At 70.8% G+C, this 18547-nt stretch carries 17 protein-coding genes; 5 read left to right on the top strand and 12 right to left on the bottom strand.

Features of this window, described 5'->3' with window-relative positions; all coding sequences use genetic code 11:
• Positions 1-107 precede the first annotated feature (107 nt).
• Positions 108-530, top strand: coding sequence for a DUF3151 domain-containing protein (locus tag DIZ27_RS05630; protein ID WP_109377169.1), 423 nt, complete (start codon positions 108-110; stop codon positions 528-530).
• Here DIZ27_RS05630 and DIZ27_RS05625 read toward each other — a convergent pair.
• The 7 genes from DIZ27_RS05625 to DIZ27_RS05595 form a co-directional block, all read right to left on the bottom strand.
• The gene (locus DIZ27_RS05625) at positions 527-2059 is read right to left on the bottom strand and encodes an MFS transporter (protein WP_109377168.1); all 1533 of its coding nucleotides are present in this window, start codon (positions 2057-2059) and stop codon (positions 527-529) included. The two genes, DIZ27_RS05630 and DIZ27_RS05625, sit on opposite strands and share 4 nt — an antisense overlap.
• A 92-nt stretch (positions 2060-2151) precedes the next feature.
• Complete coding sequence (gene fbaA, locus DIZ27_RS05620) at positions 2152-3183, bottom strand: class II fructose-bisphosphate aldolase (RefSeq protein WP_109377167.1); 1032 nt, start codon at positions 3181-3183, stop codon at positions 2152-2154.
• A 179-nt stretch (positions 3184-3362) separates the two neighbouring features.
• A complete protein-coding gene (gene pyrE / locus DIZ27_RS05615; RefSeq protein WP_109377166.1) occupies positions 3363-3911 on the bottom strand; it encodes an orotate phosphoribosyltransferase in 549 nt (182 codons plus the stop codon).
• Between the two features lie 20 nt (positions 3912-3931).
• Entirely contained in the window at positions 3932-4747 is an 816-nt protein-coding gene (locus DIZ27_RS05610; protein WP_109377165.1) for an aldose epimerase, read from the bottom strand.
• A 70-nt stretch (positions 4748-4817) separates the two neighbouring features.
• Positions 4818-5681: an SRPBCC domain-containing protein gene (locus DIZ27_RS05605; protein ID WP_109377164.1), complete on the bottom strand. Its 864-nt coding sequence runs from the start codon at positions 5679-5681 to the stop codon at positions 4818-4820.
• A 96-nt stretch (positions 5682-5777) separates the two neighbouring features.
• On the bottom strand, positions 5778-7388 hold the full coding sequence (locus DIZ27_RS05600) for a polyamine aminopropyltransferase (protein ID WP_109377163.1): 1611 nt from the start codon (positions 7386-7388) through the stop codon (positions 5778-5780).
• A 90-nt stretch (positions 7389-7478) separates the two neighbouring features.
• Positions 7479-7997, bottom strand: a complete 519-nt coding sequence (locus tag DIZ27_RS05595; RefSeq protein WP_109377162.1) for a DUF2617 family protein — start codon at positions 7995-7997, stop codon at positions 7479-7481.
• Positions 7998-8787: 790 nt separating this feature from the next.
• Here DIZ27_RS05595 and DIZ27_RS05585 point away from each other — a divergent pair.
• The 3 genes from DIZ27_RS05585 to DIZ27_RS05575 all read left to right on the top strand — a co-directional run bounded on the left by DIZ27_RS05585 (position 8788) and on the right by DIZ27_RS05575 (position 11288).
• Entirely contained in the window at positions 8788-9978 is a 1191-nt protein-coding gene (locus DIZ27_RS05585) for a pyridoxal phosphate-dependent aminotransferase (protein WP_109377160.1), read from the top strand.
• Positions 9979-10080: 102 nt separating this feature from the next.
• Complete coding sequence (locus tag DIZ27_RS05580; RefSeq protein ID WP_109377159.1) at positions 10081-10383, top strand: hypothetical protein; 303 nt, start codon at positions 10081-10083, stop codon at positions 10381-10383.
• Positions 10380-11288, top strand: a complete 909-nt coding sequence (locus tag DIZ27_RS05575) for a hypothetical protein (protein WP_181383409.1) — start codon at positions 10380-10382, stop codon at positions 11286-11288. Before DIZ27_RS05580 ends, DIZ27_RS05575 begins: the two co-directional genes overlap by 4 nt.
• Before the next feature lie 563 nt (positions 11289-11851).
• Here DIZ27_RS05575 and DIZ27_RS05570 read toward each other — a convergent pair.
• Together DIZ27_RS05570 and DIZ27_RS05565 are read right to left on the bottom strand one after the other, a co-directional pair.
• A complete protein-coding gene (locus tag DIZ27_RS05570) occupies positions 11852-12202 on the bottom strand; it encodes a hypothetical protein (protein WP_109377158.1) in 351 nt (116 codons plus the stop codon).
• Positions 12199-12684 (bottom strand): prevent-host-death family protein, encoded by a 486-nt coding sequence (locus DIZ27_RS05565; RefSeq protein ID WP_109377157.1) that lies wholly within the window; start codon positions 12682-12684, stop codon positions 12199-12201. The genes DIZ27_RS05570 and DIZ27_RS05565 overlap by 4 nt, the downstream gene beginning before the upstream one ends.
• Positions 12685-12893: 209 nt before the next feature.
• On the opposite strand from DIZ27_RS05565, the gene DIZ27_RS05560 reads away from it, so the two are divergent.
• Positions 12894-14072 carry a serine hydrolase gene (locus tag DIZ27_RS05560; RefSeq protein WP_109377156.1) on the top strand — a complete coding sequence of 393 codons (1179 nt, stop codon included), beginning with the start codon at positions 12894-12896 and terminating at the stop codon, positions 14070-14072.
• 120 nt (positions 14073-14192) lie between these two features.
• On the opposite strand, the gene DIZ27_RS05555 is transcribed toward DIZ27_RS05560, so the two are convergent.
• The 3 genes from DIZ27_RS05555 to DIZ27_RS05545 form a co-directional block, all read right to left on the bottom strand.
• Entirely contained in the window at positions 14193-14717 is a 525-nt protein-coding gene (locus DIZ27_RS05555; RefSeq protein WP_109377155.1) for a YbjN domain-containing protein, read from the bottom strand.
• Positions 14718-14891: 174 nt separating this feature from the next.
• Entirely contained in the window at positions 14892-17489 is a 2598-nt protein-coding gene (gene clpB, locus DIZ27_RS05550; protein ID WP_109377154.1) for an ATP-dependent chaperone ClpB, read from the bottom strand.
• 692 nt (positions 17490-18181) lie between these two features.
• Complete coding sequence (locus tag DIZ27_RS05545; protein WP_109377153.1) at positions 18182-18517, bottom strand: hypothetical protein; 336 nt, start codon at positions 18515-18517, stop codon at positions 18182-18184.
• Positions 18518-18547: the final 30 nt, after the last annotated feature.

Raw genomic sequence — 18547 nt, 5'->3', positions numbered from 1 at the left:
TCGACGCGGGACCGCCGTCGGTCCGATGCTCGCCCGCGCCCTGACCGCCCGCATCTTCACCGCACGGCCCCGGAAGGACGCCTTGCCGTAGATGGCAGACTGGCGGCATGACCACTCAGAAGAACCTGCTCGGCGGCCCTGACCCCACGCATCTGCCGGAGAACGAGGAGGCGTACCGCCTGCTTGCCGAGGACTCCCTGCCGCCGGCCGAGGTGGTGGCGAAGTTCCCCACGTTCTCGCTGGCCTGGGCCATGCTCGCCGACGACGCCTTCGAGGCGGGGCGAGTGGTGGAGTCGTACGCGTACGCCCGAACGGGTTACCACCGAGGGCTCGACGCGCTGCGCCGGTCCGGCTGGAAGGGCCACGGCCCCATCCCGTGGAGCCACCGCGCCAACCGCGGCTTCCTGCGCTGCCTCGCCGCCCTCGCCCGCGCCGCCGAGGCGATCGACGAGAAGGACGAGGCGGAGCGGTGCCGCCAGTTCCTCCAGGACAGCAGCGCCGAGGCGTACGAGGAGTTGAGGCGGGCTTAGGTTCCGGAGTCCCGGGGCCCGGGCGGCGGTGGTGTTTCACGTGAAACACCACCTTTCCGCCCCCTCTCGGGCTCAAGCTCGGTCTCGGGTTCCAGCGGGGGTACGGCCACGCTGCCGTGGGTGTGGCATTCCGGGCGCCGGCAGCCCGGCGCGGGACGTCGTACGGTCGCGAAGGCGAGGGCCGAGCCGACCACCAGGACCCCGGCGCACAGCACCATCGCCCGCCGGAACGCGTCGTTGAAGGCGTCCGGCTCCCGGTACGCCTCCGGCCCCATCCCGACCAGCAGCGGCAGCGCGGCCACCGCCACCAGGCCGGCCGCGCGGGCCGCCGCGTTGTTGATGCCGCTGGCCAGGCCCGCCCGCGCGGTGTCCACGGCGGCGAGGACGGTCGCGGTCAGCGGCGCCACCAGGGTGACCATGCCCAGGCCCAGCACCAGCAGCGCCGGCAGCACATCGGTGAGGTACGAGGCGCCCGGCCCCACCCGCGTCATCAGCAGCATCCCGGCGGCACACAGCAGCGGTCCGACGGTGAGCGGGATACGCGGCCCGATACGTTCGCCGAGTTCACCGGAGCGGGCGGAGAGCAGCAGCATCATCGCGGTCGTGGGGAGCAGGGCCGTACCGGCGGCGAGCGCGGACCAGCCCACGGCGACCTGGAGCTGGAGCGCGGCGAGGAAGAAGAAGCCGCCGAAGGCCGCGTACACGCACAGCGTGACGAGGTTGACCGCCGTGAACTGGCGGGAGGCGAAGATGTCCAGCGGCACCATCGGGTGCTCGCGGTGTTTCTCGACGGCCACGAAGGCGACGGCGGCGGCCAGTCCGGCGACGGCGGCGACCGCGACCACGAGGGAGCCCCCACCGGCCTCGATCAGCGCGTACGTCACCAGGGCGAGAGCGAGCGCGCCGAGGACCGCGCCGAGGACGTCGAAACGGCCGGTGGCCTGCTGTCCGCTGTCCGACTCCGGTACGTGGCGCACGGCGATCGGGGCGCACACCACGGCCAGCGGCACGTTGATCAGGAACACCCAGCGCCAGCCCGGCCCGTCCACCAGCCAGCCGCCGAGGAACGGGCCGACCGCCGCGCCGATCCCGCCGAAGCCGGACCACAGGCCCACCGCCCGGCCCCGGTCGTCGGGGTGGAAGGACGCCTGGATCAGGGCGAGCGAGCCGGGCGTGAGCAGCGCGCCGCCGACGCCCTGCAGTGCGCGGGAGGCGATCAGCACACCGGTGTTCGGGGCGATACCGCACAGCAGGGAGGCCGTCGCGAACCACAGCACCCCGACGACGAACACCTTCCGGCGGCCGAACCGGTCACCCAGCGCACCACCCAGCAGGATCAGCCCGGCCAGCGTGACCAGGTACGCGTTGACCGTCCACTGCAGGGCGGCGAGGCTCGCGTCGAGGTCGCGGCCGATGCGCGGAAGGGCGACGTTGACGACGGTGGAGTCCAGCAGGGCCATGCTGGAGCCGAGCACCGTGGTCAGCAGAATCCACTTGCCCTGCGGGGAGGCCAGCCGGACATCGGGCATGCAGGGAGCATACGGAAACGGGTCGGGCCCGGCACCATGGGTGCCGGGCCCGACGAACGCGTACGAGCGACGTGCGAACGCGTACGTGCGACCTACTTGATCCGGGTGCCCGTGGAGCGCAGGTTCTGGCAGGCCTCGACGATGCGGGCGGACATCGACGCCTCGGCCAGCTTGCCCCAGGTACGCGGGTCGTAGGTCTTCTTGGAGCCGACCTCGCCGTCGACCTTCAGGACACCGTCGTAGTTCTTGAACATGTGGTCGGCGACCGGACGCGTGAAGGCGTACTGCGTGTCCGTGTCGATGTTCATCTTGACCACGCCGTTCTCCAGGGCGGTCAGGATCTCCTGCTCGCTGGAGCCCGAGCCGCCGTGGAAGACGAAGTCGAACGGCTGCGAGCCGGCCGGCTTGCCGTACTTGGCGGCGGTGCCCTCGTTGAGCTCCTTCAGCAGCTCGGGACGGAGGACCACGTTGCCCGGCTTGTACACACCGTGCACGTTGCCGAAGGACGCGGCCAGCAGGTAGCGGCCCTTCTCACCGAGGCCGAGCGCCTCCGCCGTACGGATCGCGTCCTCGACCGTGGTGTAGAGGGAGTCGTTGATCTCGTGCGAGACACCGTCCTCCTCGCCGCCGGTCGGGGTGATCTCGACCTCGAGGATGATCTTCGCGGCGCGGGCGCGCTCCAGCAGCTCCTGGGCGATGCTCAGGTTGTCGGCGAGCGTCTCGGCGGAACCGTCCCACATGTGGGACTGGAACAGCGGGTTGCGGCCGGCCTTGACCCGCTCCTCCGAGACGGCGAGCAGCGGACGGACGTACCCGTCGAGCTTGTCCTTCGGGCAGTGATCCGTGTGCAGGGCGATGTTGACGTCGTACTTCTCGGCGACGATGTGCGCGAACTCGGCCAGGGCGACCGCGCCGGTCACCATCTCCTTCTTGTGCTGGCCGCCCAGGAACTCGGCGCCGCCCGTGGAGATCTGGACGATGCCGTCGCTCTCCGCCTCGGCGAAGCCGCGCAGTGCCGCGTGCAGGGTCTGGGACGAGGTGACGTTGATGGCCGGGTAGGCGAACTTTCCTGCCTTCGCCCGGTCCAGCATCTCGTTGTAGACCTCGGGAGTTGCGATGGGCATCTGTCCGCTCCTTATGCGTGCGGTGTGGCGTACTGGGTGCTGTCGGCCCTGACCTGGAACCTTGGATGCGACGTCATTGTCGGCCCCATCCTCCCAGACTTGCCCGGCTGGTCGACGGCGCAGGTCAAGTCGTTATGCCGGATGATGCCGGACGGAGAACCGGCCGGCCGGTCGCGACCTCAGTCCAGGCCGAGCTGGTCCTTGCCGAAGGCGAACAGGTACGGCACCCCGGCGCCCTCCTGGATCTTCTCGGCGGCGCCGGTCGCCCGGTCGACGATGGTCGCGACGGCCACCACCTCGGCGCCGGCCTCGCGGACGGCCTCGACGGCGGTGAGCGGGGAGCCGCCGGTGGTGGAGGTGTCCTCGACGACCAGGACCCGGCGGCCCCTGATGTCCGGACCTTCCACGCGCCGCTGCAGGCCGTGCGCCTTGGCCGCCTTGCGGACCACGAAGGCGTCCAGCCTCCGGCCGCGCGCGGCGGCGGCGTGCAGCATGGCGGCGGCCACCGGGTCGGCGCCCATGGTCAGCCCGCCGACCGCGTCGAACTCCAGCCCCTCGGTGAGGTCCAGCAGCACCTGGCCGACCAGCGGGGCGGCCTCACCGTCCAGGGTGACTCGGCGCAGATCGACGTAGTAGTCGGCCTCGAGACCCGAGGAGAGGGTCACCTTGCCGTGCACCACGGCCTTGTCCTTGATCTGCTGCAGCAGTGCGCTACGTACCTCACTCATGGCAGCCAGGGTAGACGGCTTCAGAGCCTGCGCCAGGTCCAGGTGGTCGTGGCCTCCAGCGGCTCCAGTGGGGTGACCAGGCGCGGGTGTGTGTTCAGCCCGTCGGGCGGGCCGGTCTGCGGCTCCACGCAGACGGCCTCGCGCTGCTCGTCGTAGACCACCACCCACTCCTCGCGGCTGGTCACCTTCAGCTCCAGCCGCCCCGGCCAGGTGAGGGTGACGTCGACGCCGCCCGGCATGCCGAAGCAGTCGTCCCAGGGGCCGGGCTTCGGATCGATCCGGTGGCCGGTGGGCAGGTGGTCGTCGCCGCGCTCCTCCTGCCACGCGGGTGTGAAGTCGATGCGTACGTCCGCCGCGTCCGCCGTGCCCGCTGCGTCCGTGCCGCCGAGGGCGCGGTTGAACCAGGGGTGCCAGCCGATCTGCGCCGGGAAGGAGGACTCGTACGTCTCGACTGCCATGGCCAGGGTCAGGGAGTCCGCGCCGAGCGTGATCACCTGCGTCACCTGCCCGGAGTACGGCCAGGGCTCCCCGAGGTCGTACGTGATCACGGCCTCGTTCCCGCCCGCGCGGGCGGTACGCCAGGCGGTGTCACGGGCGGTGCCGTGGATGGCGTTCGGCGGGGCGTTCAGCGGCATCTGGTGGACGGTGGCGCCGTTCCGGAACCGGCCGTCCCGGATCCGCCCGCACCAGGGAACCATCGGGAAGCACCCGTAGCGGTCGCCCTGGCGCAGCAGCTCGACGCCCCCGACCCGCAGTCCCGAGACCCGCCCGCCGTTTTCCGGCCGCACGGTGACCTCCGCGTCGCCCGCGGTCAGAGTGATGTCCTCGTTGCTCACGGGACGACCCTACTGGGGTGATCAAGAGGGCCTCCCGAGGTCCGGCCGGCCCGCGTGCCCCGGGGCGGGGTCAGCGGCGTCTGCGCAGTGCCCGCACGGCGACGACCGCCGAGGCCACCGCCAGGGCGGCCGCCGGGGCGGCCCAGCGCAGGGGGGTGGCCGTGGAGACGGTCTGCGGGGCGGGGACGGGGGCGTAACGGCCCCGGGGCGGGGCGTGGTCCACTTCCTCGGCGCTGCGGCCGATCATCGTGCGCCGCGCGTGCGCCGCCTCGGCGACGGTGTCGTCGGCTTCGTCGATGGCATCGATGGCGTCGACACCGTCAATACCGACGACCTCGTCCACGTCGTCTGTGAGATCCGTGTCGTCCACATCGCCCACATCGCCCACGCCATCCCCGACGTCGTCCTGGGCCTCGGAATCGAGGGACGGCAGGGGGGCCTCCGTGTCGAAGCCGGGGGCCGGTGCGGGGGCCGGGGGCTCGTCCGTGGGCGACTCGGGCGTGGGAGGCTCCCCCGCCGCCGTGCCCAGGTTCTCCGCGAAACGGTTCAGTAGGCGGGCCACCGCCGACGCCACCGCGTCCGCCGGAAGCTCCGTGACCCGGCCGTCGGCCGTCGCCGTGCCGTCGACGGTAAGCGTGGCGCCGCCCTCCGCGGCCAGCGGACGCAGCCGCAGCGCCAGTCTCACCGTGCCGGTGCCGCGCGTCTCGACGGCGTCGCCCTCGACGGCGTAGGAACCGTCCTCGCGCCGGGACACCCGTACGGAGCCCCGGTAGGTGATGGAGTGGCTGCCCACACGGAACTTCAGCCGGCCTGCGACCGGATCCGCACCGGCGTCGTGCTGGAGCCCCGGCACCGCGCGGGCGACCCGCGCGGGGTCGTCCAGCGCCTCCCTGAGCCGCTCCACCGGAACCGGAACGAACACCTCGTGCTCCATGACTGCGGAGCCTACCCATGGCGACGCCGGGCTGTATCCCCGTCGGTGCGAAAGGGCGGTACAGCGGTACAGCGGTACACCGGGGGGCGGGCCGGCTCAGCGGGTGTACCTGGGGTGCAGCAGCGTCGACGGGGGCAGGCCGGGGACACGGGTGCGTGCGGCGGCTCGCGCGCCGGCCGCGAGGGAGCCGTCGGTAAGGATGCGCGGACGGGGGCCGGAGGGGTCCAGGCGCAGCTCCGGGACGGTGCGGGCGGCCAGGACGAAGCCCCGGTCTCCCCTGCTGTACGGGCTGGTGCGGAAGCCGGCCGAGCGGACCGTCGCCTCCACCGTCCAGAACGTCCGGGGCCGGGACACCACCGGCCCGGTGTGCACCACGAGCCGCCCGCCGGGCGCCAGGACGCGCCGGGCCAGGCCGTAGAACTCCTGCGAGTACAGCTTGGTGCTCTCGGTGGCCTCCGGGCGCGGCAGGTCGCAGACCACCACGTCGTACGCCGCCGGGGGCGCCCGGCGCAGCCAGGCGAAGGCGTCCGCGGTGCTGACGCGTACGCGCGGGTCGTCGAGGGCGTGGTCGTTCAGCGCGGACAGAGCCGGGTCGCGGCGGGCCAGCCGTACGACGCCCGCGTCGAATGCGACGACGTCGACCCGCCGCACGTCGCGGTGGCGCAGCACCTCACGGGCGGCCAGTCCGTCGCCGCCGCCGAGGACGAGCACGCGCGCGTGCGGACCGGTCATCGCGGGGTGCGTGAGCGCCTCGTGGTAGCGGAGTTCGTCCCGGCTGCCGGTCCGCAGCCGGCCGTCGAGGAACAGGTCCAGGGGCCGGCCGTCGAGGCCGCCGGTGAGCACCACTTCCTGCACGTCGGTCTGCAGGGCGACCCGGACGTCCGAGCCGTACATGGCGTGGCGGGCGGCCCGTTCGAAGTCGTCGACGAGGAGAACCGCCGAGGCGAGGACGGCCAGCACGCAGAGGTTGGCGATCAGCAGCAGCCGGCGGGCACGGCGGGTCAGATCCTGTCGGAAGAGTCCGAGCACCAGCGCGCCGCCGACCACCGTGTTGACCGCGCCGGTGATCAGCGTCCCCGTCAACTGGCCCAGGGACGGCAGGAGGAGGAAGGGGAAGGCGAGCCCGCCGACGAGAGCGCCGACGTAGTCCGCGGCGAACAGGTCGGCCACCGCTCCGCCCGCGTCCTGGCGGCGGATCCGCTGGATCAGCTCCATCAGCAGCGGTACCTCGGCCCCGATCAGCAGGCCGACGGCGAGGGAGAAGGCGACCAGCAGGACGTGCGGGCCGTGGGCCCACGGCCCGCCCCAGGACCCGGTCCAGGCGAAGACGGCGTACAGGGCCATCGCGCTGCATCCGCCGACCAGGGCGAGCGCGGCCTCGACGGCGCCGAAACCGGCCGCCGCGTGCCGACGCAGCCGCTTGGCGGCCAGCGAGCCGATCCCCATGGCGAAGACCATGACGGACAGCACGACGGAGGCCTGGGTCACCGAGTCGCCCATCAGGTACGAGGCGAGCGCCACGAGTTCGAGCTCGTACACGAGTCCGCAGGCCGCGCAGACGAACACACCGGCGAGGACCAGGAACCGGCCGGTGCCCTGTCGCACCGGCAGCTTCAGCGCGCTGTCCGAGGGGCTGCCGCCGTTGCCGCCCGGCCTGTCCCGGGGTCGTTCGGGGCGGGGCGGGGCGAGGGCCTGCGGTTCGATCACCCCTGCGACGTTACGTTACGCCTCCGGTGCGGACCGTCACCCACACGTGTGGTGTTTGTTTACCGCTGCCGGTGCCCGTCCCCGCGGTCCTCACACGGTTTCCCTCACCCGTACGCCCACCCTCGTCCGGGTCATCACCAACTGGCCGTCCTGGGGATAGGCGTGCCAGGTCCGCCAGTGGACCTGGTTCTCGCGGCGCTGGGCGAGCATCGCGGTGAACGCGTGCGGACTCCCGGGGAACACCCCGGCGAGACCGTGCGGATGGTCGGAGACCAGGGCGAGCAGCTCCTGTGCGCGGCCCCCGAAGGAACCGGGGGAGAGCACCTCGACACGGGCGGCGAACTCGTACTCCCATTCGCCCATCTGTTTGGCGACGCCCAGCGGAAGGGGCGTACTGCTGCCCGGAAGGCAGGCCACCGTCTCCGAACAGATCCCCCGATCCTCTTCCAGCAGCACCTGGTGGGACGCGCCGAGGAGCCTCAACTGAACCTTGGAACCCGTCAGTTCGAGGTCGAGCGTGGCCAGCGCGGGAAGCGGCTCGCGCCCCAGGGCCCAGGCGAGGTCGGCCGCGCGCGTGTCGGTGTAGGAGGTGGTCAGAGTCGTGAGCATGAATCGGCTCCGCAAGCGGACAAGGAGGGGCAGGAGAGGGAGATGGGGGACCGTCGCACCCCGATCACGCCGGGGAGTTCGGCCCGTCAGCCCGGTCGGCCGGCCGGAAAGGGGATCCGCAGGAAGTCCGAGGGCTGTGTCGGTGATTTAGAGGGAATCACGAACTGTGGTGCTGCCACAGCGTTTTTACCCAACTTCGTGGGCTTTCCATCCCCTCGGGGGCTCTCCAGATCACCTGTTCAACCCAGCGCACTCCTGACACACACCTGGCGCATACGCGGGCGTACACGCGGGTGCACAGCACGGTGGGGCCCGCCCCAAGGCACGGACCCCACCGTCGCGGACGCGTCATCCCCGTACAGAGGCAAGCCGCCCCCCGTCAGCTGCCTCCACCGCATCCGCCGCCGCCCCCGCACGACGACCCGCCCCCGCACGACGACCCGCCCCCGCAGGACGAACCGCCGGAGGACGAGTCGCTCCCGCAGGACGCCCCGCCGGAACTCCCCCCTCCCTCGCCGGCCCACCAACTGCCGCGCCGCCGCCCGGACGCCCCCGCCCGGCGGCCGGAAGTGCGCGCCGGTGCCACCGCGAACGCCTTGTACAGCACGAAGACCAGCGCGAAGAGCAGAACCAAGGTGATGCCGATGGCCATGGCGCCACCGTCCTTTCGTCCCCGTGAATCCCCCGAGGCAACCCCCCGTGGGTGCCTCGCTCACGCGTGTGGACGGGAGATGCCCGCTGCCCGCGCGGGCCAAAGCAGAGTTGAGGAACTCCAGAGGTTCGGCGCAGGATGACCGGCATGACCTCCAGCGCGCGCCCCCTCCTGAACCGCCGACTCGCCGAGTTCGGGACCACTATCTTCGCGGAGATGTCCGCCCTGGCCCTGCGGACCGGTTCCATCAACCTCGGCCAGGGTTTCCCCGACACCGACGGCCCCGAGGAGATCAGGGAGGCGGCGGTGCGGGCGCTGCGGGACGGCCGCGGCAACCAGTACCCGCCCGGCCCCGGCGTCCCCGAGCTGCGCACCGCGATCGCCGCGCACCAGCGGCGCCGCTACGGCCTGTCCCTCGACCCCGACACGGAGGTCCTGGTCACCGCCGGCGCCACCGAGGCGATCGCCGCCGCGCTGCTCGCGCTGCTGGAACCCGGCGACGAGGTGATCGCCCTGGAGCCGTACTACGACTCCTACGCGGCCTGCGTCGCCATGGCGGGCGCCACCCGCGTACCGGTCACCCTGCGCCCGCGCGAGGGCCGTTTCCGCCTCGACCTCGACGAGCTGCGCGACGCCGTCACCGACCGCACCCGCCTGCTGCTGATCAACACCCCGCACAACCCGACCGGCACCGTCCTCACCTGCGAGGAGTTGTCCGCGGTCGCCGCGCTGGCGGTGGAGCGCGACCTGCTGGTGGTCACCGACGAGGTGTACGAGCACCTGGTCTTCGACGACGCCGTACACGTACCGCTGGCGACCTTCCCGGGCATGCGGGAGCGCACGGTGACCATCTCCAGCGCGGGCAAGACGTTCTCCTTCACCGGCTGGAAGGTCGGCTGGGTGACGGGTACACCCGCACTGGTGACGGCGGTCCGCTCGGCCAAGCAGTTCCTGACCTACGTCTCCGCGGGCCCCTTCCAGTACGCCGTCGCCGAGGCCCTCGCCCTGCCGGAGGCGTACTTCGACGCCTTCCGCGCCGACCACCAGCGCAAGCGCGACCTGCTCGGCGACGGCCTGCGCGCCGCCGGGTTCGAGGTCCACCGGCCCCGGGGCACCTACTTCATCACCACCGACATCACCCCCTTCGGCGAGAAGGACGCCCACGCCTTCTGCCGCGCCCTCCCCGAACGCTGCGGCGTCGTCGCCGTCCCCAACTCCGTCTTCTACGACGACCCGGAAGCCGGCCGCAGCCAGGTCCGCTTCACCTTCTGCAAGAAGGACGACGTTCTCCACGAGGCCGCCAACCGCCTGCAACGCCTGGCGTCCTGAACACACGCCCCTTTCATCCCGAATGAGGGTCGGGCAGATGCCCTACCTGTCGGAGTTGCTATTCGCGCAGGCCAGGGCATCGGAGCCGAGGTCGGGCTGGTCATGCTGCCGTACGGCATCTCCGCCCTCTGCATACGCGATCAGGAACTGCAGATCCCCGGCGTACTCTTCGGTCTGGACGAGCCCGTAGCCGCCACGGTCCGGCAGGTGCAGTTCTGCGTGCCGTTGAAGACCGGTCCCGGCTCGGCCCTCTTCGCCTTCATGACCGAGGACATCGAACACCGGACTGAATACCTCGATGTGCTCAGCGGCATCATGAAGTCGGTCTCGACGAAGGAACCGCACGGGGAGAACACCCCAGAGGCCGACGGCCCGGATACCGGAGGAACGGAGAAACCAGCATGAGCGGCGGTGCACAAGCAGAGGACGAGGCGCGCAAGAGGCGCACCCGATATCCCGTCCTGCTGGCGGTCGGCATCGGCTGCTACGTGTTCGCCGTGATCGCAGGGATGTTCCTCCTGGCGGACGACTTCGGGCCGGTCGTCCAGGTTCCCCTGTGGATTGTGCACGGAATGCTGCTCATCGTGCTCATCCGGAAACTGGGGGCCAGGGAGTCGAGCACGTACGCGGCGCTGTTCATCGTGATCACGTCTGCGATGTCCGCGCACGTCATCGGCATGGCGCGCGACGACCTCACCCTTCAGCAGCGCGGCGAGAAAGTCACCGCCACAGTGGTGAAGGAACGACTCGACCCGGCCCAGGGACGCAAGGGCCGCCACTCCTACTACACGCTGGAGCGGCAGGACGGCACACGCATCCCAGGGCCCGAGATGGAAACGACGTCCGACCTCTACAACGTCGGCCAGGTACTGACGGTGATCGAGGATCCCGAGGGTGAACTACGCCCCCGGACCCCGGGCCAGGCGGACGCCACTGCTGAGCAGCTCGGCGCGGGGGCGCTTGCCCTCGCCGCGCTCGGCTCCGTCGGCTGGATGACTTGGCGCGGGTCGGACGCCGCGAGGCGCCGGGACGCGCAGAAGCGACCGGGCGGTGCACGGAAGGCGTACAAGACCGTCACCGGCGACCACTCCACGCAGGAGGAGCAGGAGGAGAAGCTGCGCGAGGCCCTGCGCACGTACCCCACCGACCGCCGCGGCTACATCAAGGTGCACCCCGGGGAGTACCCCGACGTGACGCAGCAGCGGGCAGCCCGGATCGCCTGGGAGATGGGCCTGCGCGCGGAGGCGGTCGGCAATCGGGGTTCGTGGCGCTTCGGAGAGACCGTGATCGAGGAAGTCCCGCAGGATTGAGCGCTCGTTCCCGAGCCCCGGCCGCCGGGCGTGGCTCTCGCTCGCCGCCGCCTGCTACCTGATCGTCAGTACCGTCGGTCCGGGGCGGGTGTCTCCTGCTCGCCCCTGCCACGGGACGCGACCGGTGCCGCCCTGGTGTTCGCGGTTCTCGGCATCCTCCTGATCATGGCAGCTGCCCTCACTCCGCGCTGGACGGGGCCCCTCACATCTCCGCACGCTGGCTCAGCGGTACAGCACGGCGGTCGACCTGGCGATGGCGAACGAGCGGCTGTGGTTCAACGGTGCCGCGCCCATGGACGTGTGCGACGTGGACATCACAACTCTGGCCTTGATCGCCGCGAGGGCACCTGGCGTCGACCATTTCCGATCGGCGCTCCCGTTCAGCTTTCGCCGAGACCACTGGGCTGGAGTCGGTTCCGCTCGGCATCGCGGACGCGATGCCGCCGGATACGGACCGGGGTTGAGCACGGTGGGGCTTTGCAGTACAGAGCCCGTCGTCGGTGGACATCGGGCAGGGCCGCCCGGTATCACTCCGCCTTCCGACAAGCGCGAAGCACTGGAGGCTATTCAGTGTCCTTCGGATGTCGCGTGGAGGCGTACACCAGGATTACGGTCGAGGTCTCCGGGCTGACCAGGTAGCGGACCCGGCCGCCACTGGTGATCTCGTACTCCCACTGCTCCAGTTCGGAGCCCTTCCATTCCTTGGTCGCATGCCTGCCGCGAAGCTGGTGTTGCCGATTCCAGTTGGCACGCGACAACGGGTCTGCGCGAAGAGCTTCCAGACAGCGATGCGCGTTCGGCAGCGCCACCCGGCACAGCTCCTCCCAACCTGTTGCCGCCTCCGTCGTTCCATGGATTACGTTCCAGCCGCTCAGCGGTGGGACGCTTACCCGATCGCCCTTCTTGGGGCTCACTCGTGCACCTCGACCGGGCCGAAGTCCACGTCACCGAGCGGGCGGAGTGCTGCCCTGAGCTGGTCAGGGTCGGCATTGATACGGGCAGTTGCCCGCCACGAAACGATTGCTCGGTGCACAGCCTCCCTGGCACCCAGTTCAGCGGCATCGGACAGCGCGTCCATGAGCTCGATGGTAAATTCCCGGACCTCTTCGTCATCCAGGTGACGCACCCACGGGAACACCTCGGGCAACGCAAGCAGAAGCGACCTGACGCCGTCCGCCTGCTTCATCAGAGCCAGGAACAGTCGGGACGCAGTGGTCAAATTTTCCTCGGTGCGCTCCGCGTGGATGGCCGTGGTCAGCACCATGTCGGGCGCGTCCCGGTGCGTGACGCGCAGACATCCCAGAGCAGCAGCCCTGGCTGCCACGGCCTTCGGGTTCCGGGACAGGTCTGTGAACGTGACGGCTTCTGATTCGGACGACAGGTGCGCAATAGCCATACTCAGACCATACTCTGACTGCAATCTGACTTCCACCGCGAAAGATGCGGAAACGCAGACGGATGCCCTGCCGCGCTGTGGCCGAGGTCCCCCGGGAACCGCGCGAGCACGGTTCTGGTTTCTTCCGGGCACTGTCCATCCCGGTGGCACCCGATGCGGCGGGGGCCAACCGGATGGGCGGTGGGGCGGGCTGTTCCTAGCCTCGGGGCATGGTTCTTCGTCGATCGTCGTTGTCCGCCGCTGTTCTGGCGCTGGCCCTGTCGGCCGTTCCGCCCGCGGCGGCCTCGCCACCCGCGCCGCGCCCTTCCGCCGTGAACCGGTCCGTGCAGCAGGACGCCGACGCGCTGCGCGATGCCGGGGTCACGGGGGTCTCGGTCCGCCTGGAGACACCCCGGGGGACCGTCACCGCCCGCTCCGGTGTGGGGGACCTGGTCAGCGGCCGCCCGGTTCCCGAGGACGGCCATCTGCGTCTGGGCAGTGTCACCAAGACGTTCGTCGCGACCGTCGTGCTGCAGCTGGTGGACGAGGGGCGACTGTCGCTCGACCGGACGGTGGAGCGGTTACTGCCCGGAGTGGTGACCGGCGCCGGCAACGACGGTCGTACGATCACGCTCCGCGACCTGCTGCAGCACACCAGCGGACTGTACGACTACACGGCCGACGTCTACCCCGACCCGAGCGCCGAGACGTACTACGCCCATCGGTGGCACGCCTACCGGCCCGCACAGCTGGTCGCCCTGGCCATGCGCCACGAGCCCGCCTTCCCACCGGGGAAGAGCTGGGAGTACTCCAACACGAACTACGTCCTCGCCGGGATGATCATCGAGAAGGTCACCGGCCGCTCCTGGGAGCAGGAGGTCCGCGACCGCGTCCTGCGCCCCCTCGGGCTGCGGCACACGGACATCCCCGGTACCCGGCCCTTCCTGCCGCAGCCGCACGCGGCCAACCACCAGCAGTTCACCCCGGACGGTCCGATGGTCGACACCACGATCCCCTACCGGCCCTTCGACCTCGGGGCCGACGGAGCGATGACCGGCACGGCCCGCGACCTCGACCGCTTCCTCACCGCCCTGACCCGCGGGCGGCTGCTGGAACCCGCCACCCTCTCCGCCATGCGGACCACCGTCCCGATGCCCCAGGACAGCGGTCACCCCGCGGGCACCCGAAGCGGCCTGGGGCTGTTCTTCACACCCTTGTCCTGCGGCGGCGGTTACCTCGGTCACGGGGGAAGCGGATTCGGCTACCTCGTCCGGGCCGCCACCACGACGGACGGCCGTCGCAGCGTCACCGTCTCCACGCACAGCCGCCCGGGAGACCCGGACACGGCGGACCGCCAGGAGGACATCCTGCGTGACCTCGCCGACCGCGCCCTCTGCGGCTCCGAGTGAGAAGCGTCGGACGGCGGGTCTGTGGGGGAAACGAAGGAGCCCGGCTCCGGGTGACCGTGGGGTCGCTCCGGAGCCGGGCTCCTTCACGCGTACGCGCGGGAAGAGCGGGAAAAGGGCTCCCTACTCGTCGTCGGGCTTCTCCGCTTCGTTGATCTCCTGCTCCAGGCCCAGCTGCTCGACGAGCCACTTGTCGAACTCGATCGCGGCCCGCACCCAGCTGACCGTCGAGGAGACGAAGTGCTCCAGGCTGACGCCCATGCCGATCAGCATCTGGGCCTCACCGATGAGACGGACGGTGCCGTCGTCGTGGGTGTGGGTGTAGACCTTGGGCCACAGAGTGCGGCGGTTCCAGTCGTCGATCGACTCGAGCAGATGCTGCTTCTCCTCGATCTGGTGCGGGCGGTCGTAGAAGGTCCGCACGGAGAAGATCTGCTGGTCGCCCTCCCCACGGAACATGAAGTAGGTGCGGAACTGCTCCCACGGCGCCGCGAGGTCACCCTCGTCGTCGACGACGTACTTGAGCTCCATCTGGTCGAGGAGCTGCTTCACGAGGTCCTGATCCGGGACGACGGGGCCCGCCGGTCCTTGGGGCTGCGGCTCGGGCTGGCCCCCGAAATTGGGAATCGAGGACGGGTCGATGGACATGCTGGGACACTCCTGCGGTCGTCTGGCGTCCGGCCGTGGATGTGGGACCAGACGTATTCCCCACCCTCTCTCTCTTGGCCCGTGCCGGGCAACCTGCCTGGCCGATGGGCTTCCGCCGGGGTCCGGTCTCCATGATCACATCTCGTCGATCATGGAGACCGTCGCCCGGGGGTACTACAGCGTCTTGCCCGTGGCCGGTCCCACCAGGAGGCCCTCGCCGAAGCGGTCCACGCGGACCGTGTCGCCGTCCTTGATCTCGCCGGAGAGGATCTCCTTGGCGAGCCGGTCCCCGATGGCGGTCTGCACCAGTCGGCGCAGCGGACGGGCGCCGTAGGCCGGGTCCATGCCCTCCTCCGCCAGCCAGGCCAGCGCCTCGGGGGTGATGTCCAGGGTGAGCCGGCGTTCGGCGAGGCGCCGGCCCAGCCGGTCGAGCTGCAGTGCGGCGATGCGCTCCAGCTCGGCCTTGGTCAGCGCGGAGAAGACGACCAGGTCGTCGAGCCGGTTGAGGAACTCCGGCTTGAAGGAGGACCGGACCACTTCCAGGACCTGTTCCTTCTTCTGCTCCTCGGTGCTGATCGGGTCGACCAGGAACTGGCTGCCCAGGTTGGACGTGAGCACCAGGATCGTGTTGCGGAAGTCGACCGTGCGGCCCTGGCCGTCGGTGAGCCGGCCGTCGTCGAGGACCTGGAGCAGGATGTCGAAGACCTCGGGGTGGGCCTTCTCCACCTCGTCGAGGAGCACCACGCTGTACGGGCGGCGGCGCACGGACTCGGTGAGCTGGCCGCCCTCCTCGTAGCCGACGTAACCGGGCGGGGCGCCGACCAGGCGGGCCACGCTGTGCTTCTCGCCGTACTCCGACATGTCGATGCGGACCATCGCCCGCTCGTCGTCGAAGAGGAAGTCGGCGAGCGCCTTGGCCAGTTCGGTCTTGCCGACGCCGGTGGGGCCGAGGAAGAGGAAGGAGCCGGTGGGCCGGTCGGGGTCGGCGATTCCGGCGCGGCTGCGGCGCACGGCGTCGGACACCGCCCGTACGGCCTCGAGCTGGCCGATGAGCCGCTTGCCCAGCTCCTCCTCCATGCGCAGCAGCTTCTGCGTCTCGCCCTCCAGCAGGCGGCCGGCGGGGATGCCGGTCCAGGAGGCGACGACGTCGGCGATGTCGTCGGAGCCGACCTCCTCCTTGACCATGGTGTCCTTGGCGACCTCCTCCTCGGCCTCGGAGGCGGCTTCCAGGTCGCGTTCCAGGGCCGGGATCTCGCCGTAGAGGAGCTTGGAGGCGGTGTCGAAGTCGCCTTCGCGCTGGGCCCGTTCGGCCTGGCCGCGCAGGTCGTCGAGCTTCTCCTTCAGCTCGCCGACGCGGTTGAGGGACTGCTTCTCCTTCTCCCAGCGGGCGGTGAGGTGGCGCAGTTCCTCCTCCTTGTCGGCGAGGTCGCGGCGCAGCTTCTCCAGGCGCTCGCGGGAGGCGGCGTCGGTCTCCTTGCCGATCGCCAGCTCCTCCATCCTCAACCGGTCGACGGCGCGCTGGAGTTCGTCGATCTCGACGGGCGAGGAGTCGATCTCCATGCGGAGGCGGGAAGCCGCCTCGTCGACGAGGTCGATGGCCTTGTCGGGCAGGAAGCGGGAGGTGATGTAACGGTCGGAGAGGGTCGCCGCCGCGACCAGGGCGCTGTCGGCGATCTGCACCTTGTGGTGGGCCTCGTAGCGGCCCTTCAGGCCGCGCAGGATGGCGATGGAGTCCTCGACGGACGGCTCGGCGACCAGCACCTGCTGGAAGCGCCGCTCGAGCGCCGGGTCCTTCTCGATCCGCTCGCGGTACTCGTCGAGGGTGGTGGCGCCGACCATGCGCAGCTCACCGCGGGCGAGCATCGGCTTGAGCATGTTGCCGGCGTCCATGGCGGAGTCGCCGCCGGCCCCGGCGCCGACCACCGTGTGCAGCTCGTCGATGAAGGTGATGATCTGCCCGTCGGATTCCTTGATCTCCGCGAGGACGGTCTTCAGCCGCTCCTCGAACTCGCCGCGGTACTTGGCCCCGGCGACCATCGCCCCCAGGTCGAGCGCGACGAGCCGCTTGTCCTTCAGCGACTCGGGCACGTCGCCCTTGACGATCCGCTGGGCGAGCCCCTCGACGACGGCGGTCTTGCCGACGCCGGGCTCACCGATGAGCACGGGGTTGTTCTTGGTGCGGCGGGACAGCACCTGCACGACCCGTCGGATCTCCTGGTCCCGTCCGATGACCGGGTCGAGCCTGCCCTCGCGGGCGGATTCCGTGAGGTCGGTCCCGAACTTCTCCAGGGCCTTGTACTGGCCCTCCGGGTCGGCTGTCGTCACCCGGCGTGCTCCTCTCGCCTGCTGAAAGGCATCCTGCAGCTTCTTCGCGGTGGCGCCCTGCCCCGTCAGCACCTCGCCGGCGGCGCCGCCCTTCGCGGCGATGCCCAGGAGCAGGTGCTCGGTGGAGAGGTACTCGTCCCCCAGATCCCGCGCACGGGACTGGGCGTCGGCGATGACGGCGAGCAGTTCGCGGTTCGGCTGGGGCGGCGCGACGGTGGACCCGGTGACGCTCGGCAGGCCGGCGAGGACGCGCTCGGCTCCGGCGCGCACGGCCGCCTGGTCGGCGTCGACCGCGGCGAGCAGGTCCGTGATGTTCTCGTTGTCCTGGCCCTGCAGCAGGGCCAGGAGCAGATGGGCGGGGGTGAGGTCGGGGTGCCCCTCGGTTACGGCCCGGTTTCCGGCGGCGTTGATCGCGTCCCGGCTCCGGTTGGTCAGCTCGGCGTCCACGTTCGCGTTCTCCTCCTTGCGACGACCGTACAGCGGCCCTCATGGCCGGCTCGGCAGCCCGGCCTGGCTGACTCGGTCAGCGTACACAAACTTGAGTCTATTCCACTCAAGGTGGTGACGGGAGGGTCGACGGGTCCCTGTTCCCGCTTCCCGGACCTCTCAGACCTCCCCGACCTCCCACCTTCCGGCGCGACCACGCCCCACGCACGCCGTTGACGGACGGGGGACCGCCGAGGCAGCGGCGCGGGAGGAGAAGCGAGAAGTGTGGGGCAGGAGGCGCGAGGCGCCGGCCGGAGGTGACCACCCGAGCCGAGAGGGGCCCGGGAACAGAACGGGCCCCGGGAACAGAAGGACGGCCGACGACGGGGCGACACGGGCGGGGGCCCGGGGCGCGCGGCGGGGCCGGAGCGCCGCAGACGGAACGCCGCCGCCGCTCGATCCGGGCGGGACGCCACCCTCGCCCGAACCGGCGGCGCGGGGGATCATGGAGGGCACGCTCACACGCGCGAGAAGGCAGGGGTGAGACCGAGGTGGGAGTCGGTACGGCCGGACGGCCGGTTTCGGCCATCGCTCGATCCCGCCCATACCCGGAGACATCCCCGAAAACTGCAGTGGCGTCACCGTGTTCAGGTCACGGTGACGCCACTGCGGGGGGAAGCACCTGCGCGATCTTTTACGACGGGGGAATCGCGTCAGGCACTGCGGGGGGTGGCCGAGATGGTCCGGTGGGCAGAGGAGCCGGACTCCACCTGCTCATGGTCCCGCTGGTCCAGGTTCACAAAGATCATTCCGTACCGGATGGCACACCGCACGGGCTGCGGCGCCCCCCGAGGGCGCCGCAGGCACCGGTACGCCCGTACGTCTCCGTCCTCGTCCCGCGTGACGACGACCGGTTCACCGAACACGGTCACCATCAGCGAATCACCGCTGTGGGGGATGGCGGTGACCAGGTCGATGAAGTGCCAACCGGATCGGTAGGCGGTCGCCATCTCCCTGCGAAAAGACCGGTCGTCGGGTGGAGTGGTCACTTCAGCGCCCCGAGTCCACGACGATCGACG

Origin of the sequence: Streptomyces sp. NWU339, assembly GCF_003143855.1 — a bacterium.
Taxonomy (GTDB): Bacteria; Actinomycetota; Actinomycetes; order Streptomycetales; family Streptomycetaceae; genus Streptomyces.
Note: the sequence above shows the minus strand (reverse complement) of the source record. Positions and strands in the feature narration are given on the sequence as shown.